The organism is Pseudoalteromonas sp. CNC9-20 (assembly GCF_022347875.1).
Classification (GTDB): domain Bacteria; phylum Pseudomonadota; class Gammaproteobacteria; order Enterobacterales; family Alteromonadaceae; genus Pseudoalteromonas; species Pseudoalteromonas ruthenica.
In genome coordinates, this window is sequence record NZ_JAKRFS010000001.1 from 278,731 (window position 1) to 301,897 (window position 23,167).

The following is a 23,167-nucleotide window of genomic DNA, read 5'->3' on the forward strand; positions in this document are numbered from 1 at the left end:
CCACCTCAATAATTCCGAATTGCCGCAAAGGCAGCATTAATTTTCTGTGTACATTTTTTACCGGGTGCGGTTTCTACGCCGGAATTAATATCCAGCCCGGTTGCGTTGTGTGCTAAAGCGTCAGCAATATTGCTAGGGGTCAAGCCGCCTGCCAGCATGAAAGGGGACTCAGCCTGCGCCAGCAATTGCCAGTTAAATTGCTCACCGGTACCACCTTTCGCTTGTTTGCTATACGTGTCATAGAGAATACGGTCGACGCCCGCGAGCGCTTTAGGCAGCTGCGCAGCCACCGCTTGGGCTTTCCAAATTTGGCACGATAACGGCAGCGCTTGGCGTAACGACTGAATATAATGCTCATCCTCCACTCCATGCAGCTGCACGGCGGCCAGTTTTAATCGCGTGGCATAGTCGCTGACTTGCGCAATCGGTGCGTCAACGAAAACCCCTACGTAATGCAGCGGCGCACTATCAACAATGGCCTTAGCGCAATCAATGTCAACATAGCGGGGTGAGCCTGGGTAGAAAATCAGGCCACCATAATAGGCACCAGCTTGATATACCGCTTGTGCGTCTTGTGAGCGCGTTAGACCACAGACTTTATGCTCGCCAAAAATTAAGGCGCGACAAGCGCTTTCAATATCTGCTTGGGCCATAATAGAACTGCCAACCAGAAACCCGTCACACAAGGGGCTTAAGCGCTGCACGTCTTGATGGCTGTAAATGCCCGACTCAGAAATCACCACTTTATCACTGGGGATCAATTGGCGAAGCCGTTCAGTGGTCGCCAAATCGGTCGATAAGTCGCGTAAGTCACGGTTATTGATACCGATGATCTCGGCGTTCAACGCCAGCGCCCTAGTTACTTCCTGCTCATTACTCACCTCAGTTAATACATCCATATTCAGTGACTTAGCCAGTTTGCTAAGCGCCGTATAGGTATCGTCATCAAGCACTGAGAGCATCAATAAAATAGCATCACCGCCGTGTAAACGAGCCAAATAAACTTGATAAGGGTCGATAAAGAAATCTTTGCAAATCAGTGGCTGGCTGACTTTCTGTCGTACCTGGGTTAAGTAGTCAAAATGGCCTTGAAAGTACTTTTCGTCGGTCAGCACACTAATACAGCTGGCGTACTTTTTATAGACGGCAGTGATTTCATCCAGGTTAAATACATCGCGAATAAGCCCTTTTGAGGGCGATGCCTTTTTGCATTCCAGAATAAAGCTCGTTGGGCTCTGTTTCAGGGCACGATAAAAATCACGGTCGCTCGCAGTGATGTCGTCAATAAAGCTCGCTAACGGTTGCGTGCGTTGACGCTGCGCTATCTCATGGCGTTTATCGGCAACAATTTTTTCTAATACATTAGCCATGACTGACCTCAATGATGGTATCAAGCGTGCGTTGTGCTTGCTGGGATTGTAAAACGTCTTGAACCTGCGCGCTGGCCTCTTTGAAATTAGCCGCTTTGCCGGTCAATACTAATAACGCTGCGACATTGATCACCACCGCACTGGTGTGCGCTGGCTCTCCTTGGCCGCTTAAAATCGCCCGCGTGGCATTGGCGTTGTAGTCTGGCCCTTGACCACTGAGTTGCGCAAGTGAATAGTTTGCAAGTCCGAAGTCACTGGGGTTTAAGGTGTACTCATGCAGTTGCCCTTGGTTGAGTTCAACCACTTGAGTCTCACCGTGTAAGGCGATTTCATCGGTGCCGGCACCATGGACGACCATCGCCCGTTTGCATCCTAAGGTTTGCAGGGTCTTTGCCATAGGTAAGCATAAGGCAGGGTCGTACACCCCGAGTAATTGATAATCCGGTGCCGCCGGGTTAGCAAGCGGCCCGAGAATATTAAACAGGGTTCGTGTTTTAAGGGTGGTACGCACCGCCATCGCGTGCTTGACCCCTTGGTGGTAAAGCGGAGCGAACAAAAACGCAAAGCCGGTTTGCTCAAGCATCGCGGCGGCTCGCTCTGGGCTCATATCGATATTGATACCCAGGCTTTGTAACAAATCAGACGACCCTGAGTTACTCGATACACTGCGGTTACCATGTTTGACCATATTAACTCCACAGGCGGCGGCTACAAGCGCTGCCGTGGTGCTGATATTAATAGTGTTGGCACCATCACCACCGGTGCCACAGGCATCGACCAAGTGTTGCGCCGAGGTGTTAAAGGGCAGAGCATTGGCGCGCATAGCAGCGGCGGCCCCGGCAATCTCGTCGGCGCATTCACCCTTAATTTTCAGCGCGGTAAGCATGGCCGAGAGGGTGATATCATCAATATCGCCGCGCATTACGCTATCGAACAGTTGCTGTGACTCTGCAAAGGTTAAGTCCTGCTGCTGATACAGCTTATTCATTACATCCATGAGTTACCCCTGTGCTGTTAAGTATTCAAGGCTTTGCTGCAATAGTTGCGCGCCATGAGGAGTTAGAATCGACTCTGGGTGAAACTGATAGCCAAGCACCTTATCTTGATGCTGACACACAGCCATTGGCATGCCCTGGTACTGCGCGATAATCGCTAATTGCTCACTTACCTTGGTTGCAACTAAGGAATGGTAACGGGCCACCACAAGGTGCTCGCCAAAGCCGCTAAAAGCGGGGTGAGGCGTTAAGCTAATGGTGGACGATTTACCATGCACCGTTTGCTGGGCATGACCGATTTCACCCCCATACGCCTGCGTTAATGCTTGTTGTCCGAGACAAATCCCAAGCATCGGGAAACGTCCCCGACACAGGTCAATGAGCGCCATTAAACATCCCGCGCTGTCGGGCGCGCCGGGCCCGGGGGAAAGCACGAGCACCACCGGCTGGGTTTCTGCGCACATGCGCTCGAATATGACTTCCGCTGCCACGGTATTGCGATACACCACCAGTTCTTGGCGCAACTGCGCAAATTCATCCACCAAGTTATAACTGAAAGAGTCTTCGTTATCTAAGAAGTAAATCTTATAATTCATGCGTTTGTTGCTCCTTGGCTGGTGGCGATAGCGCGCAGTACGGCGCCGGCTTTTGCGCGAGTCTCATCGGCTTCACTTTGCGGGTCTGAGTCATAAACCACCCCAGCACCGGCTTGCACATGGGCCAGGCCATCTTTGACAAAAGCACTGCGGATAACAATACAGGAGTCCATGGCTCCCTCACCCGTGAGATAGCCGACGGCACCGCCATAGCTGCCTCGGCGTTTCTTTTCTACCTCACGAATTAAGCGTGCAGCGCTGACCTTGGGGGCGCCAACTAAAGTGCCCATATTCATACAGGCCGAGTAAGCGTGCAGTGCATCAAGGTCTTCTTTTAACTGTCCTACCACCCGCGAAACAAGGTGCATGACATGGGAGTATCTATCGACTTTGAGTAGCTCTTTAACGTGACGTGTGCCGGCCTGGCTGATACGAGCGACGTCGTTACGCGCTAAATCGACAAGCATGATGTGCTCGGCGCGCTCTTTGCCATCATTGCGCAAATCGAGCTCGATGCGCGAATCGAGGTCTAAATTTAAACGTCCATCGGCATGTTTACCACGCGGGCGCGTGCCCGCTATCGGATACACCTCAACTTGATTGCTCTGGGCGCAGTATTTTAAGGCCGATTCAGGAGAAGCGCCGAACAGCGTAAAATCTTGGTCGCGCAAATAGAACATATAGGGGCTGGGGTTTTGTGTTTTCAGCTGTGCATAGGCCGCTAATGGCTGTTGGCAAGGCAAGGTAAAGGTTCGTGATGGCACCACCTGAAAAATATCACCGTCGATAATATGTTGCTTTAGTTGGCTAACCTGCGCCTTGAAGTCTTCGTCACTGATATCGACACTGGCTTCTACAGGCTGAGCCGTTGCCTGCGGCGCTGGTAGTACCTCCACATCATCACAGAGGGTGTTTAAGCGTTCAACTTTTTGTCCTACCTCAAAGCAATTGGCATGCACTTGCGGGCCATTGAACACGTTACCGATAATTTCAGTGCTCTGTGCTTGGTGATCAACCACCACTAGGGTTTCAGCAAGGTAAAAAACATAGTCTGGGCAGCTGTTATCTTTTGCCTCGACGGCGGGAAGTTGCTCAACATTCGCGACCATGTCGTAGCCCATTACGCCGCCTAAGAAAATGGCAAACGGATTGTCAGAGTTGTTGCTGATGCGATTAATGCACTGACGTAGGGTATCGAAGGCGTTGGCCGCTTTGAGCTTAGCATGCTCATCTAAGTCGCTGGCCACGGGCGGGTAGCTGATTTGCAAGGTGGTGTTATCGAGTGTGGTGGTGCCGGCATCGATGTGGCGCTGCAAATAAGGCAGCAGTTGCGCGCCGTTATTTGATAGCGCGACGACACTGACCTCGCTGCCGTTACACTCTATGCGCAATGCGCTATCAACTAATACGATACTTTTTAAATTGGCTTTGGAGTCTATTTCTGCGGACTCCAGTAGCAAGCTATTATCGGTATCGAGCTTGGCGAACAGGCTCAGCGCAGAGGGGATATAGTCTCGCCGCTGGCTAATGCTGGTCACCTGACCGGGCTCGGTCGAGATGTGGCTAAAAATCATAAAAAGTCCTCATTCCCAAAATGTATTGCCATCGGTTTTATTGCTGCCAGCAATGATGATGGCCTAAAAACAAAAAACCCGCATACTTCGAAAAGCTGCGGGTTGCAATTATGCTCAGCCGTAACAAGGCCCACCCGCTATCTCGAGTGCCACCACCAAATTACTGTTACGAACTGCGTTAAAATCATGTCACTTACCTTTGTTTAGATACAAAAAAACCCGCTTGCTGCGGGTTTTGTTAATCAGGCAGTACTCACTGCGCACGACTAATTCCACCCGCGATTACGAGTGCCACCACCATGTCATATGTGTGTTGTTAGCCTGTGACTGCATGAGCTTGATAACCCTAATTAATTGATGGCTGTTAGTTAAACCTAGCTGAGCATCAGTGTCAACCATTTTATAAATAAAAAGTTATTGCCGCGCTGCGGGGTGAAAAATGATAAGCTAAGGGCATTATTGATAGCTGTTAAGAGGGCTGTGTGCTTAAGTACGATTTACATTGCCACAGTAATTTTTCCGACGGGACTTTAAGTGTTGATGAGCTGGTATCGAGAGCCGCCGACAAGGGAGTTGATGTGCTCGCGCTCACCGATCACGATACCATTGCCGGTATCGCTCCAGCGCGCGCCGCGATTGCTACACAAGCGCTCGACCTAGAATTGGTTGCCGGAGTCGAAATATCCACGCGCTGGCACAGCTTTGAAATTCATATTGTTGGCTTGCAGGTTGACACCCAGGCTCCGGAACTGACAGCGCTGTTGGCTGAACAGCAGCAAAAGCGCAGTGAACGAGCGATAAAAATAGGCGAACGTCTGCAAAAGGCAGGGTTTGAAAACACCTATGAACAAGCCTGTGAGCTGGCCGCTGAGGCGCAAGTAACGCGTGCCCATTTTGCCCGGGTGTTAATGGCGCAAGGCGCAGCGAAGACCTTTCAAGGCATCTTCAAAAAATACCTCAGTCGCGGCAACACCGGGTATGTACCAAGTACGTGGTGTGACATACACACCGCCATTAAGGCCATCGCCGCAGCAGGCGGGCAGAGTGTGCTCGCGCATCCGGCTCGATACAAAATGTCGAATAAGTGGCTGCGCAAATTAGTAAACGAATTCGCCACGCTCGGTGGCGATGCAATGGAAGTGGCCCAAACCCAACAAGCGCCCTGTGAAAGGCAGTTTTTAGGGCAGCTAGCGCGTGAGCATGGGCTGCTGTGCTCGCAAGGTTCTGATTTCCATTTTCCTTTACCTTACATAGAATTAGGAAAGAACCTATACTTACCTAAAGACTGTGAAGGCGTATGGCAGCGTTGGCAGTAGTCGTTATCACAAAGCAAGGATAAACATGAGTCAATTTTTTCACATTCACCCGCAAAATCCGCAGCCACGGCTGATCCAACAAGCGGTGGATATTGTGCGCAAAGGCGGCGTAATGGTCTATCCCACTGATTCTGGGTATGCCATAGGGTGCCAACTAGGGGAAAAGGCCGCGCAAGAGCGGATCACCCGAATTCGGGGTATCGAAAAGCACCATAATTTTACTTTGATGTGTCGCGATTTATCAGAGCTTGCGACCTATGCGCGCGTTGATAACCAGATGTTTCGGTTGATCAAGAATAATACGCCAGGCCCTTATACCTTTATTTTCAAAGGCACTAAGGAAGTACCACGACGAGTATTAAACGATAAAAAGAAAACCATTGGTATTCGCGTCACCGATCATCCTATTAGTAAGGCGTTGCTTGAAGAGCTTGGCGCACCCTTAATGTCGTGTTCATTGATTTTGCCAGGCGCTGAATTTACCGAGTCAGACCCCGATGAAATTCGCGATCGTTTAGAGAAGCACGTCGATGTGATCATCCATGGTGGTTTTTTGAGTGAACAGGCCACTACTGTGGTGGATTTGTCCGATGACGCAGTGGAGATTTTGCGTGTCGGTTGTGGTGATCCCAGTCCCTTTAAATAATGACCCAAGATACTTTGGTAGAGCAGCAAAAGCTGCCGCTGGCGTTTATTCGCGGCGAGGCCGTGGTTGAAAAGCCAGAAGATTTATATATTCCACCGGATGCCCTAGAAGTCGTACTCGAGACTTTTGAAGGGCCTTTGGACTTGCTGCTTTATCTTATCAAAAAGCACAAACTCGATGTTCTTGAGCTGTCTATTTTTAGCATCACCGAGCAATATATGCGCTATGTGGAAATGATGCGTGAGTTTCAATTGGAGCTCGCCGGTGAGTATTTGGTGATGGCGGCGCTATTGGCGCAGATAAAATCACGTTTATTGTTACCTGTGCATGAAGAACTCGGTGAGGAAGAGGAAGACCCTCGCGCCGAGCTGGTCAGACGGTTGCAAGAATATGAGCAGTTTAAAAAGGCGGCGGAGCAGCTCGATGAATTGCCGCGCATGGAGCGCGATATTTTTACCGCTCACGCGTTGGTTGAAGAAGCGGCTATGCCTGAGCCTTTATTTCCCGAGGTAGCACTAGAAGAATTAATGCTGGCACTCAGTGATGTCATGGCCCGAGCCAAAACCTTTGAACATCATCATATCACCCCTGAGCAGTTATCGACCCGAGCACGCATGAGCGCTATTTTAGCGCAATTACAAAACCACTCCGGTTATATTGATTTTGCCTTGCTATTTACCCCACAAGAAGGGCGCGCCGGTGTGGTGGTGACCTTTATAGCCATATTAGAGCTCACCAAAGAAGGGCTTATTCACTGCCAACAAGCTAATAGCGAAAGTGCCATTCATGTGCGTTTAAAAGAGCATGCTGCAGCGTGATTTGCATTGCCTTATGGTGTAGCTCTGCCATAATAGCGCCCGCGATGGAGGTCTGAGCATGAGCACGCGACGCATTAGTGACGAGCAGCTTATAGAGTTGCTAGAGGCGGCAATTTTCGTTGCCCCTAAACCGCTGACAAAAAAACAACTCAAAGAAACTGTACTCAGTGATATTAATGTGTCTTCTAAGCGCGTTAATGAAGCTTTAGAGGCCATCAGTGCGCATTATCAAACCCGAGGGATCCGCTTAGTGCACGTTGGCTCAGGCTATCGCTTTCAGGCGTGCAGCAGCTTAAGCCCTTGGCTCAGCAAGCTATTCCAAGAACGGGCACCGAAATATTCAAGGGCGTTAATGGAAACCCTGTCACTGATAGCCTATCGTCAACCTATAACCCGAGGCGAAATAGAGCAAGTGCGCGGTGTGACTGTTGCTAGCAATATTATGAAAACATTGCAGGAGCGCGGTTGGGTGAAGGTGATTGGCCATAAGGAAGTCCCTGGTCGCCCCGCGTTATATGCGACGACGAATGAATTTTTAGATTATTTTTCGCTATCTGGCTTAGAGCAATTACCGCCGCTCCCTGAGCAGCAGCAAAGCCAGATAGATAAGTTATTACACGATCCTTCTGTGAGAGAACCATCTGAATGAGTGAAAAGTTACAAAAAGTCCTAGCCAGAGCCGGCGTCGGCTCCCGTCGCGAGATGGAAAAGTACATCGAGGCCAACCGCGTGAGTGTTGATGGCAAAGTGGCGCGCTTAGGCGATCGCGTTGAGCCCAACCAAACCATTCGTGTCGATGGTCACATAGTCAAAGTTGAAGAGCCACAAGAGCGAGTGTGTCGGGTATTAATGTACCACAAACCTGAAGGTGAGCTGTGCACCCGTAAAGACCCTGAAGGGCGTCGTACGGTATTTGACAGACTACCGCGAATTGAAGGCGACCGCTGGATTGCCATTGGTCGTTTAGATATTAACACCTCAGGGTTGCTGTTATTTACCAACGATGGAGAGCTCGCCAACAGGGTGATGCATCCGAGCTACGAAATTGAGCGTGAATACTCGGTTCGCGTATTTGGTGATGTAAGCAAAGAAGCAGTTCGCAACCTCACCAAAGGCGTGGAGCTTGATGATGGGCCGGCACGTTTTCATAGTGTTAAGCCTATGGGCGGTGAGGGGATCAATAAATGGTTTAACGTTACATTGAGCGAGGGGCGCAACCGTGAGGTACGTCGTATGTGGCAATCTCAAGGGGTGGAAGTATCGCGCCTGATCCGCGTACGTTATGGCGAGCTGGAGCTCAATAAGCGCTTACCACAGGGTGGCTGGGAAGAACTTGAACTCAGTAAAGTGAATTACCTGCGTAAGACCGTTAAGTTAAAGCCTGAAACACAAACTAAGTTATCGGTTGATCCTATCAAGCGAAAAGACAAACGCGCTAAAGTGAACCGCATTAGAAAGGCTGTTAAAAAGCATAATCAGCGCGTGCAACAACAAAAGAAACGCCGTTAATTCAGATACAAAAAACGCCGCAATCAACGCGGCGTTTTTTACATCTATGATGTGCTAATTATTTCTTTTTAATTTGCGCATCCAACGACTGACCATTAACGTCGCTAGAGTCATCACTCATTAAATAAAGGTACGTGGGCATCAAGTCTTCAGGCGTTGCTAGCTTGTCTTTGTCTTCTCCCGGGTAAGCACTGGCACGCATACTCGTGCGGGTGGCACCTGGGTTAATACAATTGATGCGAATATTGGTTTTATCGACTTCTTTCGACCATGTCTGCATCATGCCTTCGGTGGCAAATTTAGAAATAGCATAAGCCCCCCAAAATTCGCGGCCTTCGCGGCCAACGCCCGACGACGTAAACACAACCGATGCATTGTTTGATTTCTTTAATACAGGAAACAACGCTTTGGTCAGCATTGCTTGCGCAGTGACATTGACCTTCATGATGTTCTCGAAAGTGGATGTACAGAAATGTTCCATCGGGCCTAATGCACCCAGGATACCCGCATTGTTTAATAAGCCATCGAGCTTACCAAATTGCTGATCAATAGTGGCGGCCAGATCACGGTAATTTTGCTGCGTGGCGCCTTTTAAATCTAATGGAACAATCGCTGGTTGAGGGCCACCTGCAGCGACGATTTCATCGTAAACGGCTTCGAGTTTTTTAGTTGTTTTACCTAATAAAATTACTGTAGCACCGTATTTGGCATAGGTTAACGCGGCAACCCGGCCGATGCCGTCGCCAGCCCCAGTAATTAATATGACTTTTTCATCTAATGCATTTGCACTTGCTTGGTAGTTTTGCATAAGCTGCACCTAGAGCATGATCTTTTTAAGAATTTTACCATACTCAAATAACAAGTAATCGATTTAATTACAAAATTAAGTGGCGAAAGGCATAGGTTTACGTTAAGTTAAACTGGTCTAATGTGTCATTAACATTTTGCTATCTTTAATACACACATAATAAGCAGATAACAATAAAAAAGGTTTGGAGCCAACAACATGAAAAAATTGCTACTTCCTCTCGCTGTAGCGTCTGCGCTCGCTGGCTGTGGTGGCGGAGAAACGCTCGAAGACGTTAAAAATGAAACACCTACGGTTGTTCCGCAATCCACAGTGGTGTTTGACCCCGGTGCCGGGGAAATCTCCGTACCCAATGATCTGCTTTTAAGCGGCACCACCGATGGCACCTTGAATATTCCTGGTGAAGGCGATGATTACACTAACCCCCAACTGGCGCTCGGTGCGTTAGATGGGTGGTCGACGCAAATGCCGTATGCCATTGATTTCGACTTTTCCCCTGGTGTAAGCCTTGATGCAACATCGGCAGCAACACCGGGTAATGTGCGTATTTTTGAAGTTGTGATGGGCGCCGACCAAAGCTCACAAACCTGCGCTCAAGTACCGGCAGGCATTGCCTGTGAATATGTTAAAGAACTTAATTTTGGCGTTGACTTTATCACCCAAGCCAGTGGCAACTCCGTGGCCGTGGTGCCACTTAAGCCATTTACTCAAGGGCGCTCGTACATTACGGTATTGACCAACGGCCTGACCGACTCAGCCGGTAACGCCATTGCTCCGTCATCGACCTATGCTAGCGTTAGCAGTGAAGACCCACTTGTTACTGAGCAGCAACTGAGCTTGCAAGCGGTGATCAATAGTTACGAAGACGTTATTGTTGGCGGCAGTGATCTAAGCAAAGACGACATTATTTACTCAGCGGCGATGACCATGCAAAGTGCTGGTGAAGTGCTCGGCACGATTAAAAGCTTGCTTGCTGCGTCGCTCACTCAAGATAGCTTACCTAAGCCTGAGATGATGATCCCACAACAGCCTGCGCTCACAGTAGGGCAGGTTTTTGCGGCTCAAGGCATGCAAGACATTAATCCTGCATTTAACGCAGTGAGCTATGAAAAAGGCAGCATTGTTCTTCCTTACTACTTAAAAAGCCCACAAGGCAAAGAGCTCAGTGATTTAAACGACACCTACTGGCAAGCAAACTGCGACAGCGCTGTAACCGTGCTTGGTTACAAAGAGCAGGCTGGCGAAGCATTCCCTGAGCAACCAGTGAGTGAAAATGATGCGGTATGTGCTGCTCTCAGCGGCGGTCAATTGCGTGATTTAAGCTTGGATGACAAACGTCACCTAACGAAATACAACACCATCCCGAAAGTACAGAGCTATCGCAATATACCTGTACAGGTTACAAAACCGGCAGATTTAATGACCCTAAACGCTATCCGCAGTCAGCTTGGGCTTGATGCCATGAGCATGCCTGCTGCTGGCTGGCCAGTTGTTATCATGCAACATGGGATTACCAGTCGCAAAGAGGATATGCTGGCGTTGACTGCGGCGCTAAGTATTCAAGGTTTTGCCACCGTTGCTATTGACCACCCGGCTCACGGTGAGCGTGGAATCGATGTCGACAATGATGGCACTGACGATTTTAATGCGACCACAGGCTCTGTGCTTGCGTATATGAATTTGAATTCATTGCTGGTGGCGCGTGATAACTTACGCCAATCAGCTGCGGATTTATTGGGTTTGCGCCTAGGTCTTAATTTTGCCAACGACCCTATGCTCAACACGATGGATGTGGGCTTCGTCGGTCACTCCTTAGGTGCGGTCGTGGCCCCGGCTTTCTTATCTATGACGAATGCGGAGCTTGACCCTCAGGTTGATCCATTGTTTAAAGTGAACACTGTGGCACTTGGCAGTGGCGGCGGCGGTATCGCCAATTTCTTACTTGCTTCAGATTCATTTGGGCCATTTATCCAAGGTTCAGTATTAGCTGGCGCAGGAACCGATGAGTCAGCAGCGTTTGGCGCATTCCTACAAGAGGGCGCAGTCTCTAGCTGTGCACAATTTATTGATAACCAAGAGGCGTATGTTGGCTGTGGTTACCAAGCGTTTTTAGCGCAGTTAACAGCTCAAGGTGACACTGCCAGCTTGGCTAATATTCAAGGGTTGTTAACGCAGTTTACCTACGCTGCACAAACATTGCTTGATGCTGGAGACCCAACCAACTACGCAATGCGTGTAAACGCACAGCAAACCCCAGTTTACACCAGCGTGGTTGTGGGTGATGGCATGGAAAACAAGCCGGATACGGTGATCCCGCCTATGGTTGAGAGCAACCCCATTGCCGGCACTATTCCTCTTGCAATGATGATGGGCGCTGACAATGCAGCACAAACGCAGTTAGCAGATAGCCCACAAAGCTACCTTGTACGCTTTAGTAAAGGCCACCATGGTACCCTTTTGACGCCAGCTGCGAACCCGCAAGCAGGAGCAAGTGCAGCAGATAGCGCCGCAGCGAATGCTGAAATGCAACAGCAAGTAGCGACCTATCTGAAATCCAAAGGTACGATATTGCCTATCACTAATGAAGATGTGATAGCCCAGTAAGCACACGGGGTTCGACTATCAGCCGCGCAATTGCGCGGCTTTTTTGTGGCTAATGGCTGTGCTACATTGCCGTGCATCAACAATGAAAGAGGGACTCTAGGTGGAGTATATTTATGAATACGGGTTATTTTTTGCAAAAACCCTGACTTTTTTAGTGGCAATCGTCATTATCATCGCAATGATTGCAGGAGCGGCAAATAAACCTAAAAGTAAAGAAGGATCACTTCAGGTTGACGATCTCTCTGCAAAGTTAAAACAGTTGAAAGATGACTTTTTAGCAAACACCCTGGATAAAAAAGCCTTAAAAGCGCTCAAAAAAGAACAGAAAAAGGCAGCTAAAAGTGACAGCGGTGACGCAGAGCAAGGGCGCCTATACGTGATTGATTTTGTTGGCTCCATGGATGCTCATGAAGTTGAGAGCCTACGTGAGGAAGTCACGGCGATTTTAACATTGGCCGATAAGCAAAAAGATAAGGTATTAGTGCGCTTGGAAAGCGGCGGAGGCGTTGTTCATGGGTATGGCTTAGCAGCGTCGCAACTGGCCCGTTTGAAAGCGGCACAGATACCACTGACCATCGCCATTGATAAAGTCGCCGCCAGTGGTGGATATATGATGGCATGTGTTGGCGATGAAATCATTGCTGCGCCTTTTGCTATTGTTGGCTCTATTGGTGTGGTTGCGCAAATACCAAACTTTAATAAGGTGCTGAAAAAAAACGATATTGATCTAGAGCTCATTACCGCAGGGCAGTATAAGCGGACCCTCACTTTGTTTGGTGAAAACACCGATGAAGGGCGAGAAAAGTTCCGCCAAGAAATCGAGCAAACGCATCAATTGTTCAAACACTTTGTCAGCGAGCATCGCCCTGAATTAGACTTAGGCACCGTCGCTACCGGGGAGCACTGGTTTGCGATTGATGCCAAAGAAAAAGGGTTAGTGGATAGAATCACGACCAGTGATGATGAATTACTGGCACTGAGTAAAGAGCGACAAGCTTACAAAGTGAGCTATAAGAAAAAACAAGGCTTGGCGGATAAAGTCGCGCATAGCCTAAGCCTCGCGGTGGAAAAAGCAGGTTTAAAGATATGGTCTAAGGGTCAGCGCCTGAGACCTTAATTTAGATTTAAAAAAACCTCGCCACAACGGCGAGGTTTTTTTATACAAGTGAAGTTAGCTTCTTGCTTTGGGCTTATATTCTTCCAGTTCTTTAGCCGACTCGAGATCGTTAAAGACGGTCTCATCAAGCTGTCCTTCAGATTTGGCGACAACACAGGTAACCATACAATCACCGGTCACATTAACCGCTGTACGCGTCATATCTAACAATCTATCGACGCCGATAATAATCGCGATACCTTCGACGGGGAGGCCCACCTGATTCAGTACCATCGCCAGCATAATCAAGCCAACTCCTGGCACTCCAGCGGTTCCAACGGATGCCAATGTGGCGGTAAGAATAACCATTAGGTAATCTGAAATACTTAAATCGACACCAAACACTTGAGCGATAAACACGGTTGCACAGCCTTGCATAATGGCGGTGCCATCCATATTAATAGTGGCTCCCAGTGGCACAGTGAATGAGGCTACGGAGTTACTGGCACCGAGCTTTTTAGTCGCGGTCTCAAGTGTAATAGGCATGGTTGCACTGGAACTTGAGGTGCTAAACGCAAACAAACAAGTGTGCTTCATTTGCGATAAAAAGGTGACAGGATTTAAGCCAGTCAGCACTTTCAATAGGATAGAGTAGTTAATAAACCCATGGATCAGCAGCGCTGCGACCACCACACCGAAATACTTCATCAGGCTCCAAATAAGCCCCAGCTCAATGGTCGTAAACAGTTTTGCCATCAAACAAAAGACCCCGTAAGGGGCAATGTTCATAAGTAAGGTAACCAGTTTAAGAATGACGTTATTGAGGTCCTCAAAAACGGCGCTTAGGCGCTGGCCCGCTTCGCCACTGAGGGCCATAGCAATACCGAATAGTAGCGCAAAAACAATGACCTGCAACATGTTACCACTGGCCATGGCATCAATAGGGTTCGTGGGGAACATATTGATGATGACCTGAGCCAGCGTCGGCGCTTCTTTCGCATCAAAGGTCGCATCATTTGGCAAGGTGACGCCATCGCCAGGGCTTACTAACAGCGCTAAGGTAATGGCGACGGTGATGGCAATGGCGGTGGTACCCACATACATGGCGATAGACTTACCACCTAAACGACCTAAGGTTTTCGGGTCACTGAGGCTACAAGTACCACAAACGAGGGACACAAATACCAGTGGCACCACCAACATTTTTAGGCTGGCAATGAAGATTTGCCCGCCAATATTGAATAAACCGTCAACAAAAAAGCCTTTAACAGGAAAGGCAAACAAGCCTAAATCAAGTAATAATTCGTCTTCACCGGCCAAAATCAACTTGAACAAAAAGCCGACAACAACACCTAGCGCCATACCAATCATAATACGCGTGGTGAGAGACATTGAACCTTTTTCAGACATAGGTATGATTCATCTTCGTTATTGTAATTCGCTATAGCCTATCAGCGAAAATCACTCAATGCAGCGAAAAACGACAACTTTTTTCAAAAAAGGAATGCGTAATTCACTCATCCTGGGTTAATATTAAGTAAATAATTTAAACAATAAAACGTTAGGGAGAAGTCAATGCGTTTTGTGCGATTGCTCAGTGCCTCTTTACTGAGTTTACTTCTAGTCGCCTGCGGTGGCGGCGGCAGTTTAGAAGAAGGTGGTGACACGGGGGGAGATGGTAGTTCTTCTGGTAGTTATTCCATTACCGTAACCGTGGTGGACAGTGAAGGCAATGAAATCACTCCCGAAAACCCTCTTTCTAAAGAAAACTCAGCTACAGCTGTGGCAAATGTCAGTGCAACCTCTGGATCTGTATCTGGTGTAGCGATTGAGTTTAGTCTTCAAGAGCTGGGAGGATATACTCTGGGTCAGCTACAACAAACTTCAGCGCAAACGAATGCAGATGGTGTTGCAGAAGTAGACATTACTCCTGGCCAAGTAAGTGGAGCCGGCCGTATAACAGCAACCTACACCTCCGCATCAGGCGATGAAGTGACAGCGCGAGCTGACTTTACTACACGAGGGGATGATGTTGTTATTACCGAGGAAACTGCCAATGTTGATGTGCTGCTGCTCAGCGGATGTAACACTGGCTGGGATAATGAGCGTGATAACGTCATGCTTGACCCTCGTGACCCGAATACCGGTTGTAATATTGTAAATAGCATTTCTTCTAATGAAGTGGGTGAGATTTACGTTGAAGTAACCAGTATTCAAAGTGGCGACGGCGTGGGCTCAGCAATCGTTAATGCCCAGACCTCAGTGGGCACGGTATTACCATCCTCTGGTACTGCGTTAACCGACTCGTTTGGCCGCGCTTTATTGCGTTTACAGCCAGGCAACCAAGGTGGCGCAGGTACGATTACCGCCGAAGCATTGGGCGTCACTGACACCACTAACTTTGCTGTGGGTGTGGTAGATTTAGAGCTGACAGTTGATAACGGCTTGGCAACGGATAACAACAATAATGTTATTCCACTTAAAGCCGGTGGCAGTACAGTTATCGAAGTGCAGCTTCGCGATGAGGAAGGCAACCTATTCCAAACTCCGACCGATGTTGAATTTAGCTCTACTTGTGCCGCCAGCGGCCAGTCTACTTTGGATGATAAAGTAAAATCGCGTGCCGGTATTGCTACAGCAACCTACCGCGCGAACGGCTGTAACATTGAAGATAACGTCACTGTAACAGTAGAAACTGGCGGTAAGAACTATACCGCAACAACTATTATTCCGGTTGAAGCGTCGCCTGTGCAGTCTATCCAATTTATGGATGTAAGTGAGGCGTTTATTTCTCTTCCCCCGGGGGAGGGCGGTGTACCTACCCAATCTGTGGTGCGCTTTAAACTTCTTGATGAAGATGGCAACCCAGTCGCTCAGGACCGCATCGATTTTCGTTTGACGGACGGCACCGGTGAAGCAACACTGACACAGGTAACAAGTAATACCGATAACAACGGTGTGGTGCAAACCACAGTCACATCAGGTGTGGTCCCTGGTGCCCTAGTTGTAAAAGCCTGCTATGTACCAAAAGCCGATGTGGCCGCTTTGCCTGAAGGTGATGATTTGACCTGTTGGGTTGATGAGTATCAAGCTTGTCAAGCAGCCGATGCCCCAAGCTCTTGCCCTGAAGGCGAGCTTCAACTTATTCCGCTAAGCGAGCAAATCAGCTCGGTATCGAGCTTGCTTACTTTAAGCTCAGGCGTGACCGATCAAAACAGCTTTGATTTAAGCACCGATGTTATAAATTCCAACTCGCTTTACTACAACGAGGTTATTTCAAACCTTACGGTATTTTTTGGTGACCAGTTTAATCAGTTAAGTGGTGATGGTGTTGAAGCAACGGTACTTGCTGAGGCGGGCGCTACAGGGCTAATTGATGGTACGCAGTTTAACCCCACCTTTAAGTGTCAAACCACCGATGCGGCCTGTACCATTCAATGGCGCAGCCAAGGCGATAGACCGTTTTGGGATTACAAATGGGGTAACCGTATTGGTGATATCGATGGTGACTCATCTACCACCGAGGGCATTAATCCAAAAACCGGTGAGCAAAACTGTGACCCATATTTTGGTGCAGCAGCCCCTTGTATCAATGGTATGGTACGCGCTAAAAACGACCCTAACGGTATTGTCATGGGTGGTCGCGTTACCGTGATGGCGGTAGCCAAAGGCCAAGAAAACTTCGTTGATGAAGAGTCAAGTGGTGGTGTGACCCGCCGCAATGGCCTATTCGATATTGGTGAGTACTATCAAGAATATGACTTAACCGAGGCCTTTATCGACCATAACGAAAACGGCACCTTCGATAAAGCCAACTGCGACCCTGCACCTGGGCCTACTGACCCTTGTTCAGAGCTAATCTCGCGAGGCGGTCATAACGAAACTTGGCGTGACCTTGATAACGATGGCATCTTTGATGAAGCCGACGGCAAATACAATGGTCTATTGTGCTCACAAGAAGCTGAGGCGGCCGGAGAGTGTACTCGTGAACTGATTGAGGTGCGCAGCAGCGTAGAGCTGGTGATGTCTGGCGATCAGCCTTATGTACGTTTTGCCACCCTTCAAGAGCAGTGCATAGGCTCTGATTTCATTAGGTTAGAATCAACTAATGCGGCGTCTGTAATCGGTGAAGACGGCATTCCGCTGAAATGGTGTGATGTAGAGTGGGTTGACCTGAGCGCAGGCGGTTTTGCTTCTCTGGAGATTGGTATTTTCTACAGCGATGAATTTGGTAACCCGCTACCAGTGGGCACAGAAATTGATGTTGAGGCATCTAATGGCGATCTTGATATTCGCAGCGGTAACAGCATAATTTCTAACACAAATTCGACGGAAACCATGTACCACGAAGTCACTATCTCAAGAGAGCCAGAAGGGAATAACAAAAATGAAGGATCTCTTGTTATTACCTTCACCATTCCATCAGGCTTTGATGATGGTGCTGATAAAATCGTTAAGGCCGGTATGGGGGTTAAGGATGACAGGTAAATGTCATAACGATTAAACAAAATGCCAACCACTCGGTTGGCATTTTTGTTTTTATTCCTATATATTGCCCGGCGTTAGCCTGTGCATCGGTGATTAATCACCATAACGGACAAAATCACAGCAACAGCTGGTCAAAAAATCGCTGATTAGATAAAAGTTTAGCGTCAAAGCTTGTAACAATAGGTGTTTGTAGATATACCTATATTTATTCGTGCCCACGAACAAGGGCAATCATTATAAAAAGAGATAGGTCAACTTAGGCTATTATGGGCAAATCGCTAGTCATTGTAGAGTCTCCTGCAAAAGCAAAAACAATTAATAAATACCTAGGCAAGGACTATGTTGTTAAGTCCAGCGTAGGTCACGTACGCGACCTTCCCACCTCAGGGTCAGGTAAGGCGAAGGCGCCTGCGGCAAAATCCCCCGCCGAAGTGCGCAAAATGGCCCCTGAGGAAAAAGCCGCCTATAAAAAGAAGCGTGACTATCAAAACCTAGTTGCACGCATGGGTATAGACCCAGAAAAAGGCTGGGAGCCTCACTATGAGGTGTTACCCGGTAAAGAAAAAGTTGTTCAAGAATTAAAAAAGCTCGCCGAAACGGCAGATGAAATTTATCTCGCAACGGATTTGGATAGAGAAGGGGAAGCCATTGCATGGCACCTTGAAGAGATTATCGGCGGTGATAAGTCGAAGTACAAACGGGTGGTTTTTAACGAAATCACCAAAAATGCCATTCAACAGGCCTTTTCTACCCCGGGCGAGCTGAATACCGATATGGTACAGGCTCAGCAAGCGCGACGCTTCCTAGACCGTGTGGTTGGCTTTATGGTCTCGCCTTTGTTGTGGCAAAAGGTGGCGCGCGGGTTATCTGCTGGGCGCGTGCAGTCCGTTGCCGTTCGTCTTCTCGTGGAACGCGAGCGCGAAATCAAGGCCTTTATCCCGCAAGAGTTTTGGGATATTCATGCCGATGTACAAGCCAAAGCCGATGCGTTACGTCTTCTGGTAACCAAAGAGCAAGGTAAAGCCTTTAAACCGGTTAATAAAGACCAAGCAGAGGCCGCTGTGGCGCAGCTGCAATCGGCTCAGTACCAAGTTACCGACGTTGAAGAAAAACCGAGTAAAAGCCGCCCAAGTGCGCCTTTTATCACCTCCACCATGCAACAAGCGGCCAGTACGCGCTTAGGCTATGGCGTTAAAAAGACCATGATGCTAGCGCAGCGTCTTTACGAAGCCGGTTATATTACCTATATGCGTACCGACTCGACTAACTTGTCACAAGACGCTATCGCCATGTGTCGCGGTTATGTGGCCGATAATTTTGGCGACAATTACCTGCCGGAAAAAGCCAATATTTACAGCGCAAAAGGCAACGCACAAGAAGCGCACGAAGCAATCCGACCGTCAGATGTGAACGTTCTTTCAGGGCATGTTGAGGGTGTTGATGCTGACGCGAAGAAACTGTATGAGCTTATTTGGCGTCAATTTGTTGCCTGCCAAATGGTGCCAGCGCAATACGATTTAACCACAGTGACGGTCACCGCGGGTGAGTTTGAGCTTAAAGCCAAAGGCCGCGTATTGCGCTTTGATGGTTGGACCCGAGTGCAACCTGCCGTGCGCAAGAAAAGCGATGAAGAGCAAGCGCTGCCAGCATTGAGTGTCGGTGATGAATTAAGCTTAGATAAGCTGGACCCACAACAGCACTTTACCAAGCCGCCAGCGCGATACAGTGAAGCAAGCTTGGTTAAAGAGCTTGAGAAGCGCGGTATCGGTCGACCCTCAACCTATGCTTCGATCATCGGCACTATTCAGGACAGAGGCTATGTGCGGGTGGAAAACCGTCGTTTCTTCGCTGAAAAAATGGGTGAAATCGTCACCGATCGCCTTGTTGAGAACTTTACCGAGCTGTTGAACTACGACTTTACCGCCAAAATGGAAGAGCGCCTGGATGATATTGCCGAGGGCGAGCGTCAGTGGACTCAAGTGCTGGATAACTTTTATGCTGACTTCTCGGAAAAGTTAGCCATTGCCAGTGGCGATGAGGCGCAAGGCGGAATGCGTCAAAACCAAATGGTCGAGACTGACATTGATTGTCCTAGCTGTGGCAGAAAAATGGGGATCCGCACAGCATCAACCGGTGTATTCTTAGGTTGTACTGGGTATAACTTGCCCCCTAAAGAGCGCTGCACCACCACCATGAATCTCACGCCTGGTGAGGAAGCGGTCAATGCCGATGAAGTAGAAGATGTTGAAACATCAACACTGATGCAAATGAAGCGTTGCCCTAAATGTGAAACCGCCATGGATTCATATTTAATTGATGAAACCCGAAAACTGCATGTCTGTGGTAATAATCCCGCGTGCAGTGGCTACCTCATTGAACAAGGGCAGTTTAAGCTCAAGGGCTATGATGGTCCGATTATTGAGTGCGATAAGTGTGGCGCCGATATGGAGCTGAAAAACGGTCGCTTCGGTAAGTATTTTGGCTGTACCAATGAAGACTGTAAAAATACTCGTAAACTGCTCAAAAATGGCGAGCCGGCACCACCTAAAGAGGACCCGGTGCACTTGCCTGAGCTTGAATGCGAGAAATCGGATGCCTATTTCGTGCTGCGTGATGGCGCTGCCGGTATATTCTTGGCTGCCTCTACTTTTCCTAAGTCACGGGAGACTCGGGCACCTAAGGTTTCTGAATTAAAGCGTTTTCGCGATCGAATATCACCTAAATTTTACTATTTAGCCGATGCGCCAGAGACTGACTCTGATGGTAACCCAGCGGTAGTACGTTTTAGCCGTAAGACTAAGTCGCAGTATGTAATGACAGAAGTCGATGGTAAAGCGACCGGCTGGAAGGCAACCTACGAAAATGGTAAATGGGTTGAAGAAGAGAAAAAGAAAGCGAAAAAGAAAAAGTAACCCGCAAAAAAGAAAAAGCCGCTCACAATGATTGAGCGGCTTTTTTACTCCCCTAGGCCCATATTAGGCAAGTGGCTATTTGATATTCACTTGTTGTACGTGCTGGTAACCATTGTCACTGAGCTCATCATTGACACAGTCGAGCACATACTGATACTGGCTTTGCGCATCGATGTCATCTTCCGTGGCCCAGTCTAGGCACATCTGCGTGTGCTCCTTGATTATCTCCTCGGGGGCGACTGGTAGGTCATCGCTGGCAAAAGCATTGTGTAAGCCAATAGCAAACAGCGCACTTAAAACAAGGTATTTCATTGCATAGTTCCTCTTTGGAAAGTGCTTTATTTTTAGCGTAATACCCGGTTTTTAGAAAGTGAGTTATTTTTATCGTCAAGATAACCGACGTTGTCCTTGGGTGAACAACATGACTTTTGAACAAGCACAAAAAAAGCACCCCGTAGGGTGCTAAAAAATGTCACGTTTTATGACACAAGGGAAGGGGTTAAAGGCGAGCAAACCAACAGCCAAATGCAGGTAAATTCAGTGTTTGGTCTTGCAATCGCCCAGTGTGATGGCGCAACGAATCTTGATATTGATGACTGGGCGCGTGCGTTACTTCGACACTCACGGGTTGCTCCGATAGGTTAAAATAACAACATATGGACTCATCACCGTGGTTGCGGATAAAGGCAAGAACGGGCTCATGAGTATCAATAAAGTGAATGTCACCTTCAACTAACGCACGATGCTGACGCCGCCAAGCCATAAATTCGCTGTAGGCATTGAGCGTTGAATGAGCATCCTGTTGTTGTTTGGCAACATGGTGTAGGCTGTGAGCATGGCTTACCGGCAGCCATGGTTTTACCGTGCTAAACCCGGCGTGCTCACCGTCTTGCCAAGGCATCGGCGTGCGACAGCCATCACGGCCTTTAAAGTTGGGCCAAAAAGTGATGCCATAGGGGTCTTGCAAATCTTCGAATGCAACATCCGCTTCGCCTAATGCCAGTTCTTCGCCTTGATACATGCATACACTGCCACGTAGGGAGCCAAGCAGTGCGGTCAACATTTTTACTTGTTCAGGGTTAACTTCGCCGTTTTTTGCCCAACGGCTGGCAACACGCTCCACATCATGATTACTAAACGCCCAGCAAGGCCAGCCCTCGAGCATATTCGCCTCTAAGGTCTCGACCGTTTTACGAATATAGGCGCTGCTGTAATCATCAGTTAGTAGCTCGAAACTATATCCCATATGCAGCTTGTCGCCGCCGCTGGTGTATTCGGCCATGGTCGCAAGGGAATCCTCAGAGGAGATCTCCCCAAGTGCTACCGTACCCGGGTACTTGTCGAGTAAGGCACGAATATCGCGCATAAAGTCGAGGTTTTCAGGTTGCGTGTTGTTGTAGTAATGGTATTGAAAAGCGTACGGGTTATCTTCGCTAAAACCACGGCCTTGACGCTTTTCTTTTGGCTTTGCCGGGTTATCACGTAATTGAGCGTCGTGATAACAAAAGTTAATGGCATCTAAGCGGAAGCCATCAACCCCTTTTTTGAGCCAAAACTCCACGTTATCAAGCACCGCTTGGCGCACTTGCGGGTTATGAAAATTAAGGTCTGGCTGCTCGGTAAGAAAGTTATGCAAATAATACTGTTCGCGACGAGGTTCCCATTGCCATGCCGGGCCGCCGAAAATGGATAGCCAATTGTTAGGCTGCGTGCCATCTTCTTTAGCGTCTGCCCACACGTACCAATCAGCATAGTCATTATTGTTTGATTCGCGGCTTTGCAAGAACCAGGGATGTTGATCAGAGGTGTGGCTCAATACCTGATCAATAATGATTTTAATATCGCGTTGATGCGCTTCGGCGATCAGTTCATCGAAGTCGGTAAGATCGCCAAAAATAGGGTCGATATCACGATAGTCGCTGATGTCATAACCGAAATCCTTCATTGGCGATTTGAAAAACGGTGAGATCCACACCGCATCCACACCCAAGCTTTTTATGTAATCAAGGCGGTTAATAATACCTCGGAGGTCGCCAATTCCATCGCCGTTTGTATCTTGAAAGCTACGGGGGTAAATCTGATAAATTACCGCACCTTTCCACCAAAGAGGGTTCGCCATGTTTCGCTCCAGAACATCGGTTAATTTTTTTGCTTGGCAAAGAATACGGCAACCTCAGAACGCTTGTAAAAAATCTGCATACGTATGCATGATGTATTCGTATGCAAAAGCGCATCAGGTGACTTTAGTGTTTGCTTGGCTTTGCTACCAAATTGATACCAAAAGGCTGTTTACCAATGGAAACAGTGCCATTGAGCTGGCTGGTTCCGGTAATCGGGTCTTGCACTTATTTAAGGCGATTCAGCCCATTAATGCACTAAAGCAGTGCAAAAATAAATGGTAAGACCAATTACCACGCCACTGTATGGGCTTTTAC

General features: G+C 48.4%; 17 protein-coding genes. 9 read left to right on the forward strand and 8 right to left on the reverse strand.

Going from position 1 to position 23,167, the window contains the following annotated elements; genetic code table 11:
- Positions 1-5: 5 nt before the first annotated feature.
- Genes trpCF through MHM89_RS01310 form a run of 4 tightly spaced genes read right to left on the reverse strand, consistent with a single transcriptional unit; the run spans position 6 to position 4,535 of the window.
- Positions 6-1,370 (reverse strand): bifunctional indole-3-glycerol-phosphate synthase TrpC/phosphoribosylanthranilate isomerase TrpF, encoded by a 1,365-nt coding sequence (trpCF, locus tag MHM89_RS01295; RefSeq protein ID WP_239407882.1) that lies wholly within the window; start codon positions 1,368-1,370, stop codon positions 6-8.
- Positions 1,363-2,367, reverse strand: a complete 1,005-nt coding sequence (gene trpD, locus MHM89_RS01300) for an anthranilate phosphoribosyltransferase (protein WP_239407883.1) — start codon at positions 2,365-2,367, stop codon at positions 1,363-1,365. The genes trpCF and trpD overlap by 8 nt, the downstream gene beginning before the upstream one ends.
- A gap of 3 nt (positions 2,368-2,370) precedes the next feature.
- A complete protein-coding gene (locus MHM89_RS01305; protein WP_138587627.1) occupies positions 2,371-2,961 on the reverse strand; it encodes an aminodeoxychorismate/anthranilate synthase component II in 591 nt (196 codons plus the stop codon).
- Positions 2,958-4,535, reverse strand: a complete 1,578-nt coding sequence (locus tag MHM89_RS01310; protein ID WP_239407884.1) for an anthranilate synthase component 1 — start codon at positions 4,533-4,535, stop codon at positions 2,958-2,960. Before MHM89_RS01310 ends, MHM89_RS01305 begins: the two co-directional genes overlap by 4 nt.
- A 482-nt stretch (positions 4,536-5,017) precedes the next feature.
- On the opposite strand from MHM89_RS01310, the gene MHM89_RS01315 reads away from it, so the two are divergent.
- Genes MHM89_RS01315 through rluB form a run of 5 tightly spaced genes read left to right on the forward strand, consistent with a single transcriptional unit; the run spans position 5,018 to position 8,824 of the window.
- Entirely contained in the window at positions 5,018-5,851 is an 834-nt protein-coding gene (locus MHM89_RS01315; protein WP_239407885.1) for a PHP domain-containing protein, read from the forward strand.
- Between the two features lie 25 nt (positions 5,852-5,876).
- Positions 5,877-6,497: an L-threonylcarbamoyladenylate synthase gene (locus tag MHM89_RS01320; protein ID WP_022943563.1), complete on the forward strand. Its 621-nt coding sequence runs from the start codon at positions 5,877-5,879 to the stop codon at positions 6,495-6,497.
- Positions 6,497-7,315: a ScpA family protein gene (locus tag MHM89_RS01325; protein ID WP_022943562.1), complete on the forward strand. Its 819-nt coding sequence runs from the start codon at positions 6,497-6,499 to the stop codon at positions 7,313-7,315. Before MHM89_RS01320 ends, MHM89_RS01325 begins: the two co-directional genes overlap by 1 nt.
- 58 nt (positions 7,316-7,373) lie before the next feature.
- Positions 7,374-7,964: an SMC-Scp complex subunit ScpB gene (gene scpB, locus MHM89_RS01330; protein ID WP_022943561.1), complete on the forward strand. Its 591-nt coding sequence runs from the start codon at positions 7,374-7,376 to the stop codon at positions 7,962-7,964.
- Positions 7,961-8,824, forward strand: coding sequence for a 23S rRNA pseudouridine(2605) synthase RluB (gene rluB / locus MHM89_RS01335; protein ID WP_138507858.1), 864 nt, complete (start codon positions 7,961-7,963; stop codon positions 8,822-8,824). Before scpB ends, rluB begins: the two co-directional genes overlap by 4 nt.
- Before the next feature lie 58 nt (positions 8,825-8,882).
- Here rluB and MHM89_RS01340 read toward each other — a convergent pair whose 3' ends face one another.
- Positions 8,883-9,632, reverse strand: a complete 750-nt coding sequence (locus MHM89_RS01340; protein ID WP_022943559.1) for a YciK family oxidoreductase — start codon at positions 9,630-9,632, stop codon at positions 8,883-8,885.
- A 198-nt stretch (positions 9,633-9,830) separates the two neighbouring features.
- Between MHM89_RS01340 and MHM89_RS01345 the strand changes: the two genes are divergently transcribed.
- Together MHM89_RS01345 and sohB are read left to right on the forward strand one after the other, a co-directional pair.
- Entirely contained in the window at positions 9,831-12,236 is a 2,406-nt protein-coding gene (locus MHM89_RS01345) for a VolA/Pla-1 family phospholipase (protein ID WP_239407886.1), read from the forward strand.
- A 100-nt stretch (positions 12,237-12,336) separates the two neighbouring features.
- Complete coding sequence (gene sohB, locus MHM89_RS01350; protein ID WP_151172608.1) at positions 12,337-13,353, forward strand: protease SohB; 1,017 nt, start codon at positions 12,337-12,339, stop codon at positions 13,351-13,353.
- Between the two features lie 54 nt (positions 13,354-13,407).
- Here the strand turns inward: sohB and MHM89_RS01355 are convergent, their stop codons facing one another.
- On the reverse strand, positions 13,408-14,742 hold the full coding sequence (locus MHM89_RS01355) for a dicarboxylate/amino acid:cation symporter (protein ID WP_239407887.1): 1,335 nt from the start codon (positions 14,740-14,742) through the stop codon (positions 13,408-13,410).
- Between the two features lie 165 nt (positions 14,743-14,907).
- Between MHM89_RS01355 and MHM89_RS01360 the strand changes: the two genes are divergently transcribed.
- Positions 14,908-17,820, forward strand: a complete 2,913-nt coding sequence (locus MHM89_RS01360) for a hypothetical protein (protein ID WP_239407888.1) — start codon at positions 14,908-14,910, stop codon at positions 17,818-17,820.
- Between the two features lie 266 nt (positions 17,821-18,086).
- Positions 18,087-20,732, forward strand: a complete 2,646-nt coding sequence (gene topA / locus MHM89_RS01365) for a type I DNA topoisomerase (RefSeq protein ID WP_138507853.1) — start codon at positions 18,087-18,089, stop codon at positions 20,730-20,732.
- Positions 20,733-20,807: 75 nt separating this feature from the next.
- Here topA and MHM89_RS01370 read toward each other — a convergent pair whose 3' ends face one another.
- Positions 20,808-21,044, reverse strand: coding sequence for a hypothetical protein (locus tag MHM89_RS01370; RefSeq protein WP_239407889.1), 237 nt, complete (start codon positions 21,042-21,044; stop codon positions 20,808-20,810).
- Positions 21,045-21,231: 187 nt separating this feature from the next.
- Positions 21,232-22,851 carry an alpha-glucosidase family protein gene (locus MHM89_RS01375; RefSeq protein ID WP_239407890.1) on the reverse strand — a complete coding sequence of 540 codons (1,620 nt, stop codon included), beginning with the start codon at positions 22,849-22,851 and terminating at the stop codon, positions 21,232-21,234.
- Positions 22,852-23,167 lie beyond the last annotated feature (316 nt).